This window comes from Acidovorax sp. JMULE5 (assembly GCF_013376875.1).
Classification (GTDB): domain Bacteria; phylum Pseudomonadota; class Gammaproteobacteria; order Burkholderiales; family Burkholderiaceae_C; genus Acidovorax; species Acidovorax facilis.
The window spans coordinates 2,482,473-2,497,100 of the sequence record NZ_CP035951.1; the positions used below are offsets into that span (position 1 = coordinate 2,482,473).

The window sequence follows — 14,628 nt, forward strand, 5'->3', positions numbered from 1 at the left end:
TGAGCGCTGCACCCATGCCCCCACACTCCCCTACACCCCGCGCACGCTCCTCCGATTTCAGCGCAGGGGCATCGCACCACCAGGGTGGCCAGCACCCTTCGCCACGCCGTGGCCGCCGTGCGCTGCGTGCACTGGGCTGGCTGTTGGTGGCAATGATTGCGCTGCTGATTGCCGCAGCCGCTGCCGTGTGGTGGTGGGCAGGCAGCAGCACGTCGCTGGCCCTGGCGCTGGCGCGCGCGGCGCAGTACCTGCCCGCCAACCAGCAACTGGAGAGCCGCGAGGTCACCGGATCACTGCGCAGCGGGGGGCGTATTGGCTGGCTGCGCTGGCGCAGCCCCAGCCTGTCGGTCGAGGTGACCGACATCCGCCTGGGCTGGCAGCTGGCCCCCTTGCTGCAACGCCGCCTGGAGCTGGGCGAGGTGCATGCCGCACGCGTGCAGATCACGCCACTGGGCAGCCAGCCCAGTGCAGAGCCACCCACGCCCCTGACACAGCTGGTGCTGCCCTTGCAAATCGGTGTGCCGTTCCGCGTGGACCAGCTGCAGTGGGCGGGCGCCCCGGCGGTGGAGGCCCAAGGTCTGACCGGTGACTACCGCTTTGACGGGCGCGAGCACCGCCTGAACATCGCCAGCGTGGCGCTGGCCCAGGGTCAATACACCGCGCGGCTGACGCTGCAGGCCCAGGCCCCCATGGCGCTGAACGCCACTGTGGCCGGCACGGTGCGCACCGCCGTGCCCGGCGGCACCACCGCCCTGCAGGTGGGTGCACACGCTACCCTGCAAGGCACGCTGGCCACAGCGGCAGCGCAGCTACAGCTGCAGGCGCGCATCAGCCCCACCGCCGCCCAGGCCGGGCCCACGCAGCCACCCCCTGCCCCTGCCAAACCACCCACCGCCAAACCAGCAGCACCGCCACCACCCGCCGCAGAACCCATGCAGGCCGACCTGCAGGCCACGCTGGCACCCTGGTCCCCACAGCCCTTGCAATCGGCCCAGGCCACGCTGCGTGCCGTCAACCTGGCAGCTCTGTGGCCCCAGGCCCCGACCACCCGGCTGCATGGCACCGTGCAGGCCGGGCCCACCGGGAGCGGAGCAACGGCCGGCACTGGTTGGTCCCTGCAGGCACAGCTGCGCAACGAACTAGCAGGCCCGTGGGACCAGGCCCGTCTGCCCATCACCGCCCTGCAGGCCGATGCCAGCTACGACGGCACCCGCTGGACGGTGCCCGGCGCCACTGTGAATACAGGCACCGGCGCAGTCACCCTGCAGGGCAACTACACCCCCGCCACCGGCGCGCTGGAGGGCCAGGCTGAACTGCGCAACCTGCGCCCAGACGCCCTGCACACCGCCTGGGCAGCCGCCCCGCTGGCGGGCCGCGTGGGCGCGCAGATGCAGGGCGACGTGGTGCGCTTTACGGCAGATATCCGCGCCACCGGCACCGCCGCCTCCGGCAAAACCCCCACCAACCGCCCCGCCTTGCTGCGCATCAACACGCTGACCACCCAAGGTAGCTGGCAACCCCCGTCACCCACCCAGCCCAGCGGCACCTTGCAGCTGGATCGCCTGCTGCTGGACGCTCTGCAGGCCCGCATTGAAGCCGCCAACCTGCGTGTGGCCCCCGGCGATCTGTCGGGCCAGGGCCAGATTGCGCTGACCGTGCCCGGCGCCACAGCGCGCGCCCAAGGCAGCCTGGCGCCCCAGGCGGGTACGGGCGACCTGCAGGTCCAATGGACCGACGTGGACCAAACCCAACGCTGGCTGGCCAGCCTGCCGCTGGTGGGCACCCGTTTGCAAGAAGCCTTGCAGGGCGCCACCGCCAAAGGCGCCGCGCAGCTGAACGCGCGATGGAAAGGTGGCTGGCAGACAGCGGCCCGGCAACTGCAAGCCGCCACCGCAACCACCAGCGACAGCACATCCCCCAACGCCAGCCGCGCGGGCAACGCGCCGCCATCGGACAAAGCCACCTTCGAGCTGCAAGCCAAGCTCTCCGCCCCGCTGCTGGACCTGTCACTGCCTCCCAGTAAAGACGAGGGCGGCGGTGCCACCGCCTTGCAACTGCGCGCTGTGCAGGCCGGCCTCTCGGGCACCCTGGCGCAGGCCACGCTCACGCTGGATGGCGAAGCCCGGCTGAATGCATCCCAGCCCCAGCAGATGCAGCGGCTGGCCCTGCAAACCCGCGCCACGGGCGGGCTGGCCACACCCACGCAAGGGGCGCAGGTGCAGATCAACGAACTGCGGCTGGTGGCACAAGACACCGCACGCCCCGGCCCCTGGACGCTGCAACTGGCCGAGCCCGTATCTATCACCGCACGCGCCACCACCGGCCCACGCTCGCCAACAGCGGGCTACACCGTGTTGGCCACTGCAGGCCAGGCGCGCCTGACCAGCCCCCTGCCCGGCACCGCCGTGCTGCGGTGGCAGCCCCTGCGCGTGGCCACCGGCGCGAACCCTGTGCAGTTGCAAACCCAGGGCACCGTGCAGGGCCTGCCCATGGCCTGGGTCGACGCGCTGGGACTGGGCAACACCCCGGCCGCCGCAGGCCGCCCTGCCCAGCCGCTGCTGGCCCGCATGGGGCTGGCCACCAGCATCGTGCTGGACGGGCAATGGAACGTGGACAACACCCAAGGCCCCCTGCGTGCCAGCGCCAGCCTGCGCCGCGCCAGTGGCGACCTGCGCATCCTGGCGGGCGACGCCACCGCCATCACCGCCGTGCAAAGCAGCGGCCAGGGCACGGGCGCAGGCGCCACGGCGGTGATCGCCACCGAGACCTCGGCAAGCCCCTCGGCATCAGCTGCTGCATCCGGTGCAGGGGCAGGCACCGCCGCCGGTGTGCGCCAGGCCGAAGTTACCGTCGAGATCGAAGGCGAGGCCCTGCGGGCCCAACTCGCCTGGGCGAGCGATCGGGCGGGCGAGGTGCAGGCCAACGTCAGCACCCGTCTCACACCCGGAGCGCCCGGCGCCTCCGCCGCTGCGGGCGCCAGCCCCTCCTCGCCCGTCAACTCTTCGCCAGCCACCTCTTCGCCCTTCACCTGGGCCCCCGATGCACCCCTGGCCGGCACCCTGCGCGCGCGCCTGCCCGACGTGGGCGTGTGGTCGGCCCTGGCCCCGCCCGGCTGGCGCGTGCGCGGCACGCTGGACGCCAGCGCCACCTTGTCAGGTACCCGCAATGCGCCGCGCTGGGCCGGCACGCTGGGCGCCGACGACATGGCCGTGCGCTCGGTGGTCGATGGTGTAGACCTGCAGGGCGGCCGCCTGCGCGCCACGCTGCAAGGCAACCAGCTCAGCATCACCGAGTTCCGCCTGCAGGGCGGGCGCGGCAGCGGCGCGCGCATTGCGGGCTTCAGCGGCAACCGCACGGCCGCCCCGCAGGACGGCGGCACGCTCACCGCCACTGGCCGCGTGAGCTGGGGCGACAGCGCCACCGCAACCGCAACCACCGGCCTGTCAGGCATCACCATGTCACTGCAGGCCGAGGCCAAGGCGCTACAGGTGCTGGTACGAGCCGACCGGCAGATCAGCGTGTCGGGCCAGCTGCAAGCACAGCTTCAGCAAGGCCAGATCAGCCTGCGCGGCAAGCTCACCACCGACCGCGCCACCATCATCCTGCCCGACGAAACCGCGCCCACGCTGGGCTCCGACGTGGTGGTGCGCTCTGCTGCCAAGGACCGCGAAGACCAGGCCAAGGCCCAGGCTGCCGCCAAGGCCAACCAGGTAGCGGCGCAGGCCGAAACCGCCAAGCCCCCCGACATCGCGATCACCCTGAACTTGGGGCGCGACTTTGCCCTGAGCGGCCAGGGCATCACCACGCGGCTGACGGGCGAGGTGGACATCCGCAGCAGCGCCGTGCCCGGTGCCCCACCGCGCGTGACCGGCGAAGTGCGCACCGACGAAGGCCGCTACCGCGCCTGGGGCCAGATGCTGGACGTGGAGACGGGGCTCATCCGCTTCAACGGCCCCTACAACAACCCCTCGCTCGACATCCTGGCGCTGCGGCCCAACATCAGCGTACGCGCTGGGGTGCAGGTCACTGGCAGCGCCCAGGCGCCGCGCGTCAAGCTGTATTCCGACCCCGAGCTGCCCGATGCCGAAAAACTCTCGTGGGTGGTCCTGGGCCGCAACGCCTCCGCCGGCGGCGCCGAAGCCGCCGTGATGCAGCAGGCCGCCCTGGCCCTGCTGGGCCGCAAGGGCGGCGGCAACACCAGCGCCAACATCGCCAGCCGCATTGGCCTGGACGAAATCGGCTTTCGCAGCGCCACCACAGGCGAAGACGCCAGCGCCGCCGCCCTCACCTTCGGCAAACGCCTGTCCAAGGATTTATACGTGACGTACGAGCGCAGTCTGTCGGGCACGCTGGGCACGCTGTACATCTTCTACGACCTCTCGCGCCGCCTCACCCTGCGCGGGCAAACCGGCGAGAAGAGCGCGGTGGACATCATCTACACGGTGAAGTACGACTGAGGCTGCGCACGCCAGGGAGCGTGCTTGCGCCCACTACAATGCGCGGCTGTCTTGCCTCCTCGTAGTTCAATGGATAGAACGAGTGCCTCCTAAGCGCTAGATACAGGTTCGATTCCTGTCGAGGGGACCAGATTTATGGTCAAAATTGCCCCTAGCGCTTATTGGATAAGCGCTAGCAGCTATCAAAATAGTAGTATTCAAAGAAGAAGCAACCCCGTGGCAGGGTCTTCGCAGTGTGTGCGGCGGGCCTGCCCGCCAAGCAGCTACCCAGCGCAACACACCGCAGCCACATGCTCCAAGACATCCAGAAAACCCTGTGGGCCACCGCAGACAAGCTGCGCGCCAACATGGACGCCGCCGAATACAAGCACCTGGTGCTCGGCCTCATCTTCGTCAAATACATCTCTGACACCTTTGCCGCCCACCACGCCACGCTGGTGCTGCGCCTGGCAGACCCCGACGACGAATACTTCTACGGCGACGCCGACCCCGCCGACATTGCCGCCGAACTGGAAGACCGCGACTACTACAAAGAAGCCAACGTCTTCTGGGTGCCCGAAGCCGCCCGGTGGGAGCAACTGCGCAGCAGCGCCAAGCAGCCCGACATTGGCAAACGCATTGACGACGCGCTCACGCTGATCGAGGCCGAGAACCCCACGCTCAAAGGCATCCTCGACAAACGCTACGCCCGTGCACAGTTGCCCGACGGCAAACTGGGCGAGCTGGTGGACCTGGTGTCCACCATCGGCTTTGGCGACACCCCCGACGTAGCGCGCGACACCCTGGGCCAGGTGTACGAATACTTTCTGGGCATGTTCGCCAGCGCCGAAGGCAAACGCGGCGGGCAGTTCTACACCCCCGCCAGCATCGTCAAAACCCTGGTGGCCGTGCTCAACCCGCACACCGGCAAGGTGTACGACCCGTGCTGCGGCAGCGGCGGCATGTTTGTGCAGAGTGAAAAGTTCATCGAAGCCCACGGCGGCAAAAAGGGCGATGTGTCCATCTACGGGCAAGAGAGCAACCCCACCACCTGGCGCCTGGCCGCCATGAACCTGGCCATTCGCGGCATCGACTTCAACCTGGGGCGCGAACCCGCCGACACCTTTGTGCGCAACCAGCACCCCGACCTGCGCGCCGACTTCATCCTGGCCAACCCGCCCTTCAATATCAGCGACTGGTGGCACCCCAGCCTGGAGGGCGACGCCCGCTGGGTGTATGGCGACCCACCCCACGGCAACGCCAACACCGCCTGGCTGCAGCACATGCTGCACCACCTCAAAGCCACGGGGCGGGCTGGAATTGTTTTGGCGAATGGCAGCATGAGCAGCAGCCAGAACAACGAAGGCCAGATCCGCGCCGCCATGGTCGATGCCGACGTGGTGGAAGTGATGATCGCCCTGCCCGGCCAGCTGTTTTTCAACACCCAGATCCCGGCGTGCCTGTGGTTTTTGGCCAAGAGCAAAAAGCGCAAGGGCGAAGTGCTGTTCATCGACGCCCGCAAACTCGCCACCATGATCAGCCGCGTGCAAGGCGAGCTGACCGACGAAGTCATCGACCGCATCGCCGCCACTGTGGCCGCCTGGCGCGGCGAGGTACAGGCCGGTGCCAGCATCACCAGCTACGCAGACCAACCCGGCTTTTGCCGCAGCGTCCCCCTGGCCGAGATCGCCCAACACGGCCATGTGCTCACCCCCGGCCGCTACGTCGGCGCCGAGGCGGTGGAGGACGACGACGAAGCTTTTGCCGACAAGATGGTCAAGCTGACGGAGAAGCTGGGCGAGCAGATGGCGCGGGGAGCGGAACTGGATGCGGTGATTCGGGCGAAGCTGGGGGGGCTGGGGTATGAGTTTTGATGAAGTGTTTCTTGAAGAACTTGCAGCACCAACTAAGAACTCGGTAGTTGGCGGGCCATTTGGGTCAAACCTTGTCTCAAAAGACTACGTTTCTAAAGGCATCCCCGTTATTCGCGGCCAAAACATGGGGGGGCGCTGGGTAGGTGGTGAATTCGTATTCGTCTCCCCAGAGAAAGCCGACTCGCTAAACCCAAACAAGGCACGTCCTGGTGACTTGGTTTTTACTCAGCGCGGAACCCTGGGCCAAGTGGCTATCGTTCCGATGTCTCCCTACTCGGAATACATCATTTCGCAGAGTCAGATGAAGGTGACGCTTGATTCAACAAAAGCTGATGTCAATTTTCTCTACTACGCCTTTCGGTCTCCTGAGCAACTTGAGTACATCAAAAACACTGCGATCCAAACGGGAGTGCCGCATACAAATCTCGGCATCCTGAAAAAAACTCCGATCCGCATCCCTTCGTTAGGAGCGCAGCGGAAAATTGCCGCAGTTCTAGGGTCGTTCGACGACCGCATTACCCTCCTGCGCGAAACCAACGCCACGCTCGAAGCCATCGCCCAGGCGCTGTTCAAGTCGTGGTTTGTCGATTTCGATCCCGTGCGCGCCAAGATGGAAGGGCGCGCCCCCGAAGGCATGGACGAGGCCAGCGCCGCGCTGTTTCCCGATGCGCTGGAGGAGTCGGAGTTGGGGTGGGTGCCGAAGGGATGGCGAAACGTCAGCTTGAAGGAAGCAGTTTCCATACATGACTCAAAACGTGTTCCTCTTTCCGGGCAAGAACGTGAGAAGCGGAGAGGACCATATCCATACTATGGCGCGGCTGCATTGATGGATACCGTGGACGACTACCTTTTCGATGGCGTCTTTTTGCTGACCGGCGAAGACGGCTCAGTCGCAGATACGAATGGCTATCCGATCATGCAGTACGTGTGGGGCAAGTTCTGGGTCAACAACCACGCACACATCCTCCAAGGTAAAGACGGTGTAGCGACCGAGCACGTCATGCTCGCTATGCAGCGCACAAATATCACGCCTTACATCACAGGCGCGGTGCAGGCTAAGCTCAGCCAGACGAACATGTGGCGAATCAATTTCCTGAAACCCACCCGCGAAGTTGCAGAACACTTTGCTGCTTTATTGGAGCCTCTCTTTGTTCGCTTTCGGCACAACGCTGAACAGGCCCAAACCCTCTCCGCCCTCCGCGACACCCTCCTCCCCCGCCTGATCTCCGGCCAGTTGCGCTTGCCCGAAGCCCAGGCCGCCACCGAAGCCGCCGTGGGCGGTGCGCTGCAGGCATGATCGCTCTGTTTTTTATAGCTGCTAGCGCTTATCCATAAAGCGCTAGCGTTCAATTTGGCTTAAAACTCTGCTCCAGGATCCGTGTGATGTTCTCACCCACCTCCCTCGAAGACCTGGCCCTGCTGCGCGAAACGGTAGAGCTGGAATGCAAGCTGGCCCAGGGCCAAAACGGCCAAGGCGAGGTGCCCAAGGATTTCTGGCCCACCTATTCGGCCATGGCCAACACCCATGGGGGCGTGGTTCTGCTGGGGGTGCGAGAGAAGGATGGGGTGTTCTCCATTGCGGGCATCCCCAACCCGGCCAAGGTGCGGGCCGATCTGTTCAACAACCTGAACAACCCGGGCAAGGTCAGCGCCAATCTGCTGACCGATGCTGATGTGCAGGAGTTGGCGCTGCAAGGCCAGACGATGTTGCTGGTGCGCATTCCGCAGGCTACCCGTAAGCAAAGGCCGGTGTTCCTCAACGGCCAGCCGCTCGGCCATACGTACAAGCGGCTGAACGACGGCGACCGGCCGTGTGATGAAGAAACGGTCAAGCGCATGCTGGCCGAGCAGGTGGAGGATGAGCGCGATGCCCGCATCCTGCCCGGTTTTGGCATGGGGGACATTGATGGCGAGAGCCTGCGGATCTACCGCCAGATGCTCAAGGACGAGCGGCCCGGGCATCCATACCTGGAGCAGGATGATTTTGACTTTATGACCAGCCTGCGCGGCTGGCGGCGTGACCGCCAGACAGGCCAGGAGGGATTGACGTTGGCAGGCCTGCTGATGTTTGGCACCTGGGCGGCCATCCAGGAGGCCGCACCGCACTACTTTGTGGACTACCAGGAGCGTCCCGAAGCCCGGGCTGAACCGACCTGGATCGACCGGCTGGTACCGGATGGCTCATGGACGGGCAATCTGTTCGAGTTTTACCGCAGGGTTTACCGCAAGCTGGTGGCGGACTTGAAGGTGCCTTTTGCGGTGAAAGATGGGCAACGGCAGGACGATACGCCGGTGCACAAGGCCTTGCGCGAAGCGCTGGTGAATGCGCTGGTGCATGCCGATTACACGGGGCGCGTATCAGTGCTGGTGGTAAAGCGGCCAGACATGTTTGGTTTTCGCAACCCCGGTGGCCTGCGTTTGCCCATTGAGCAGGTGATTCGCGGGGGCGAAAGCGATTGCCGCAACCGCATCCTGCACCAGATGTTTTTGCTCATCGGCCTGGGCGAGCGGGGCGGTTCGGGCATGCCTCGCATTTATGGCGGCTGGCGCAGCCAGCACTGGCGGCCGCCTTTGCTTTCAGAGAAGGCCGAGCCTGAGCAGACGTTGCTGGCCCTGCACATGGCGGATTTGCTGCCGGACGAGGTGGTGCAGGCACTGCGAGCCCGGTGGGGCGCGCGTTTTGACGCGCTGGATGCGCATTCCCGCCTGATTTTGGCCACCGCCGCCATGGAGCGCACCGTAAGTCACAGCCGTTTATTGGAGCTTTGCGATGCACATTCCCACGATCTGAGCGTATTGCTGGCCCGCCTGGTGCGCCAAGGCATGCTGGTGTCAGACGGGCGTGCCCGAGGTACGGTGTACTACTTGGCCGGTGCTGCATTGCCTACGCCGGAGGATGTGTTCAGTGGGCCGTTGCTTCCGGCAGAAGGCATTGCCTCAACGATTGGCAGCGCGGACTCGCTGCCGGGGGGCGTGCCAGTGGAGGGCTCCGAACATTCGCAGCAGAGCTCCGAACATTCACAGCTCAGCTCCGAACATTCGCAGGCCCGCCAGGAACTGCGCGATGCCGAGGGGCGACTGCTGTCACCTCTGCTGGACGGGCCCGTACTGGATGATCTGGTTGCGCTGGCGCCTGGTTTTCTGGCGGAGCTTCAAGCCCGGGCAGCGCCTGCGCGGGCGGGGCGCCTGGACATGGACCAGATGCAGGCTGTGATCTGCGCCGTCTGTACGGGGCACTATGTCACGCGGGCGGTGCTGGCCCGGCTTCTTGACCGCAGCCCCGACGCCTTGCGTCAGACGCACATCAGCCCCATGGTTCGCAGCGGCCTGCTGCAGCTCGCGTTTCCCTCCAAGCCCACCCATGAGCAACAGGCGTACAAGACGGGGAAACCGTGAAATGACGCTTTGGACGCCGGGCTCACTGCGTGATCCCCAGCCAGTTGCGCTTGCCCCGATGCGCAGGCACTGATCAACGAAGTTTGAAACTGCAAGCGCTATGAAAGTGTTCTTTCACAGCGGGCCGGCCTATTAAAGAGTTCTTTCACAGCGCGCCGGGCGGCAGGTTGGGCGTCGCCGACATGTATAGAAATCAGCGTTTTCTATACATGTCGCAGCCCACATGCTTAAAAATTCGTGTTTTTTGTACAGATGCTGGCTAACATGGTGAAGCCATCGCGATTTTTCGCCATGTTCCCCTCCCCACCCAGGATGCACCGGCATGCCTTTTGACCGCAGCCAACCCCACAATGATCTGCCCCTGTTGCCGCCAGCGGTAGAGCTGGAAAGCAAGGCCGTGCTCAAGCAGGCGATTGCGGCCAACCGGGTGCTGGCCAACCTGCGCGGGCTGGCGGCGCAGATTCCGAACCAGGGCGTGCTGATCAACAGCATCGTGCTGCAGGAAGCGCGCTTGTCGTCGGAGATTGAGAACATCGTCACCACCAACGACGAGCTGTACCGCGCCGATGCGGACGCTGACGGCAAGGCCGATGCCCATACCAAGGAGGTGTTGCGCTACCGCGAGGCGCTGTACCACGGCTTTGCCGCGCTGAAAGACCGGCCTTTGAGCACCAACCTGTTCATAGAGATTGCCCAGCGCATCAAGCAGATGGATTTGCAGGTGCGCGCCGTGCCTGGCACGGCTTTGAAGAATGAGCGGGGCGAGGTGGTGTACACGCCGCCCGTGGGCGATGCGGTGATTCGCGACAAGCTGTCCAACCTGGAAAAGTTCATCCACGCTGACGACGACCTCGACCCACTGGTAAAGATGGCGGTGATGCACTACCAGTTTGAGGCGATTCACCCGTTCCCGGATGGCAACGGCCGCACGGGGCGCATCCTGAACCTGCTGTTTCTGGTGGAAAAGGGCTTGCTGGACATTCCGGTGATGTTCCTGTCGCGCTACATCATTGCCCACCGTGCGGCCTACTACGAGGGTTTGCGCCGGGTGACGGAAGAGCAGGACTGGGAGAACTGGCTGCTCTACATGCTGCGTGCCGTGGAGAGCACGGCCCAGCAGACGTTTGATCAGGTCAACAGCATCCGTGACTTGATGGAGCAGGTGCGCGAGCGTGTGCAGCGCGAAGCACCCGGCGTGTACAGCAAAGACCTGATCGAGGTGGTCTTCAAGCAGCCCTATACAAAAATCCAGTTCGTGGTGGACGCTGGCATTGCAAAACGGCAAACCGCGTCCGGCTACCTGCAAACCCTGGCGGGCCTGGGCGTGCTGCGCGAAAGCAAGCACGGGCGCGAGAAGTACTACATCAACGACGCCTTGTTGGCAGAGCTTGTGGGCTGACCATATGGTGATGGCATCGACAGATCACGATAACTTGTCGATTTTTTGTGTTTTTTTAAACATATTCTCCCCATCTGTCGATGGCATCGACACATCCGCCACCTCTCAGCCCCGGACCTGACCGCATGACCGAAGACCAGCTCGAACGCGAAACCCTGGCCTGGCTGCAGGACGTGGGCTACACCCACATGGCCGGCCCCGACATTGCCCCCGACGGCCCCGCGCCCGAGCGCAGTGACTACCGCCAGGTGCTGCTGGCGGGCCGGCTGCGGGCGGCGCTGGTGCGGCTGAACCCTGGCGTGCCGGCCACGGCCATTGACGACGCACTGGCGCAGGTGCAAGACCTGGGCGTGCCCGCACTGCTGGCGGCCAACCGGCGGTTTCACCGGCTGCTGGTGGCGGGTGTGCCGGTGCAGTACCAGCGCGGCAACGAAACGGTGGGCGACTTTGTGCGCCTGGTGGACTGGGCCGCGCCCGAGTGCAATGAGTGGTTGGCGGTGAACCAGTTCAGCGTGCGCGGGCCACGCCACACGCGCCGGCCCGATGTGGTGCTGTTCGTCAACGGCCTGCCGCTGGTGCTGCTGGAGTTAAAAAACCCCGCTGACCAGGCCGCCAGCGTGTGGAAGGCGTACGACCAGATCCAGACGTACAAGGAGCAGATCCCGGACCTGTTCCACACCAACGAGGTGCTGGTGATTTCGGACGGCACCGAGGCGCTGCTGGGATCGCTGAGCGCAAGCGCCGAGCGGTTCATGGCGTGGCGCACGATTGACGGCGCCACGCTGGACCCGCTGGGCCAGTTCAACGAGCTGCAGACGCTGGTGCGCGGCGTGCTGGCACCGCCGTACCTGCTCGATTACCTGCGCTACTTTGTGCTGTTTGAGGACGATGGCCAGTTGGTGAAGAAGATCGCGGGCTACCACCAGTTTCATGCGGTGCGCGCCGCCATTGCGCAGGTGGTGGCTGCCGCCACGCCGGGCAGTGGCGCAGACCCGGCCATCAAGGGCAAGGGCGGCGTGGTGTGGCACACGCAGGGCAGCGGCAAGAGCATCACCATGACCTGCTTTGCCGCCCGCGTGATGCAGGAGCCAGCGCTGCAGAACCCGACCATCGTGGTCATCACCGACCGCAACGACCTGGACGGCCAGCTGCTGGGCGTGTTTGGCCTGGCGCAAGACCTGCTGCGCGAGCAGCCCGTGCAGGCCCGCACCCGGCAAGAGCTGCGCACGCTGCTGGCGAACCGGCCCTCGGGCGGCATTGTGTTTGCCACCATCCAGAAGTTCATGCCCGGCGAGGACGAGGACAGCTACCCCATGCTGTCGGACCGCCACAACATCGTGGTGATCGCCGACGAGGCGCACCGCACGCAGTACGGGTTTGAGGCGCGGCTGAAGGTGCAAAAGACACATGGCAGGGAAAATTTCAAGCCAAATCAGGCCCTAGCGCTTGATACACAAGCGCTACCAGCTACCAATACAGTAGCAAACCCCATCACCACAGGCAGCGGCACCGCACCCGCACACCGTGCCGAGTTTGCGCCGCCCACCTACCGGGCAGGCACCGAAGCGAACACGGTGGAGCCCACCCGGGAACACTACCAGGTGGGTTACGCCCAGCACCTGCGCGATGCACTGCCCAACGCCACCTTTGTCGCCTTTACTGGCACACCCGTGAGCGGCACCGACCGCGACACGCGCGCGGTGTTTGGCGACTACATCCACGTGTATGACATGCAGCAGGCCAAGGAAGACGGCGCCACCGTGGCCATCTACTACGAAAGCCGCATGGTGAAGCTGGGCCTGAAAGCCGACGAGCTGCCCAGCATCGACGCCGAGGTGGACGAGCTGGCCGAGGACGAAGAAGAAAGCGTGCAGTCGCGCCTGAAAAGCCGCTGGGCCGCGCTGGAGCAAGTGGTAGGCGCCGAGCCCCGTGTGGCCCGCGTGGCGCAAGACCTGGTGGCGCATTTTGAAGAGCGCAACACGGCACAGCGCGGCAAGGCCATGGTGGTGGCCATGAGCCGCGACATCTGCGCGCACCTGTACAACGAGATCGTGCGCCTGCGCCCCGAGTGGCACAACGCCGACCCCGAGCTGGGCGCCATCAAGATCGTGATGACCGGCAGTGCCAGCGACAAGGCCCTGCTGCGCCCGCACATCTACAGCGCGCAGGTCAAAAAGCGGCTGGAAAAGCGCTTTAAAGACCCCGCCGACCCGCTGCGCATCGTGATCGTGCGCGACATGTGGCTGACCGGCTTTGACGCGCCCTGCGTGCACACCTTGTATGTAGACAAGCCCATGAAGGGCCACAACCTGATGCAGGCCATTGCCCGTGTGAACCGCGTGTTCAAGGACAAGCAGGGCGGCCTGGTGGTGGACTACATCGGCATTGGCAACGAGCTCAAAGCCGCCATGAAGGAATACACCGCCGCCCACGGCCGGGGCCGCCCCACGGTGGACGCGTACGAGGCGTTCAGCGTGGTGCTGGAAAAGCTCGACGTGCTGCGCGCTCTGCTGCACGGGTTTGACTACAGCGGCTTTCTGACGGGCGGCCACCGCGTGCTGGCGGGCGCGGCCAACCACGTGCTGGGCTTGCCGCGCCAGGCCGGGCAAGACGGCAAGAAGCGCTTTGCCGACACGGCCCTGGCGATGAGCCAGGCCTTCACGCTGAGCTGCACGCTGGACGAGGCCAAGGCCGTGCGCGAGGAAGTGGCCTTCATGCAAGGCGTCAAGGTGATCCTGACCAAGCGCGACATCACCGCGAAACAGCGCACCGATGAGCAGCGCGAACTGGCCGTGCGCCAGATCATCAGCCAGGCCGTGGTGTCTGAAAGCGTGGTGGACATCTTTGACGCCGTGGGGCTGGAGAAGCCCAACATTGGCCTGCTGGACGAAGGCTTTCTGGCCCAGGTGCGGGCGCTGCCCGAACGCAATCTGGCGGTGGAGCTGCTGGAGCGCCTGCTGGAGGGCGAAATCAAGAGCCGCTTTGCCAGCAATGTGGTGCAGAGCAAAAAGTTCTCGGACCTGCTGGGTGGGGTGATTGCCCGCTACCAGAACCGCAGCATTGAAACCGCCCAGGTGATGGAAGAACTGCTGGACATGGCCCGCAAGTTCCGCGAGGCGCATGGCCTGGCCGACAAGCTGGGGTTGAGCGAAGACGAGGTGCGCTTTTACACCGCGCTGGCCGAGAACGAGGCCGCCGTGCGCACGCTGAGCGACGACACGCTGAAAAAAATCGCCCACGAGCTGACCGACAACCTGCGCAAGAACCTGACCGTGGACTGGACCGAGCGCGAGAGCGTGCAAGCCAAGCTGCGCCTGATGGTCAAACGCATCCTGCGCAAGTACAAATACCCGCCCGACCTGGAAGCGGCAGCGGTGGAACTGGTGCTGCAGCAGGCACAGGCGCTGGGTGATGCGTGGAGCGAATTGGCTGCGGCCTGATTGAAGTTTCCCAATGGGCGTCCGGCACTGAGCCGCGTTGAATCCAAGAGGCGCGCCCCTGCAATAGGGCGCACAGCTCAGCA

At 65.1% G+C, this 14,628-nt stretch carries 6 protein-coding genes and 1 tRNA gene; all 7 read left to right on the top strand.

All coding sequences use genetic code 11. The features are described from left to right. Positions 1 to 14: 14 nt before the first annotated feature. The 7 genes from EXV95_RS11185 to EXV95_RS11215 all read left to right on the top strand — a co-directional run bounded on the left by EXV95_RS11185 (position 15) and on the right by EXV95_RS11215 (position 14,545). Positions 15 to 4,457 carry a translocation/assembly module TamB domain-containing protein gene (locus tag EXV95_RS11185; protein ID WP_176886860.1) on the top strand — a complete coding sequence of 1,481 codons (4,443 nt, stop codon included), beginning with the start codon at positions 15 to 17 and terminating at the stop codon, positions 4,455 to 4,457. A 55-nt stretch (positions 4,458 to 4,512) separates the two neighbouring features. Then, positions 4,513 to 4,587 (top strand) — tRNA-Arg (locus EXV95_RS11190). A gap of 160 nt (positions 4,588 to 4,747) precedes the next feature. After that, on the top strand, positions 4,748 to 6,310 hold the full coding sequence (locus EXV95_RS11195; RefSeq protein ID WP_176886861.1) for a class I SAM-dependent DNA methyltransferase: 1,563 nt from the start codon (positions 4,748 to 4,750) through the stop codon (positions 6,308 to 6,310). Next, positions 6,300 to 7,607, top strand: a complete 1,308-nt coding sequence (locus EXV95_RS11200; protein ID WP_218135487.1) for a restriction endonuclease subunit S — start codon at positions 6,300 to 6,302, stop codon at positions 7,605 to 7,607. The genes EXV95_RS11195 and EXV95_RS11200 overlap by 11 nt, the downstream gene beginning before the upstream one ends. A gap of 86 nt (positions 7,608 to 7,693) precedes the next feature. After that, positions 7,694 to 9,706 (top strand): RNA-binding domain-containing protein, encoded by a 2,013-nt coding sequence (locus tag EXV95_RS11205; protein WP_176886863.1) that lies wholly within the window; start codon positions 7,694 to 7,696, stop codon positions 9,704 to 9,706. A gap of 322 nt (positions 9,707 to 10,028) precedes the next feature. Beyond that, positions 10,029 to 11,105: a Fic family protein gene (locus tag EXV95_RS11210; RefSeq protein WP_176886865.1), complete on the top strand. Its 1,077-nt coding sequence runs from the start codon at positions 10,029 to 10,031 to the stop codon at positions 11,103 to 11,105. Positions 11,106 to 11,230: 125 nt separating this feature from the next. Then, a complete protein-coding gene (locus EXV95_RS11215; RefSeq protein WP_176886866.1) occupies positions 11,231 to 14,545 on the top strand; it encodes a type I restriction endonuclease subunit R in 3,315 nt (1,104 codons plus the stop codon). The last annotated feature ends 83 nt before the right edge of the window (positions 14,546 to 14,628 follow it).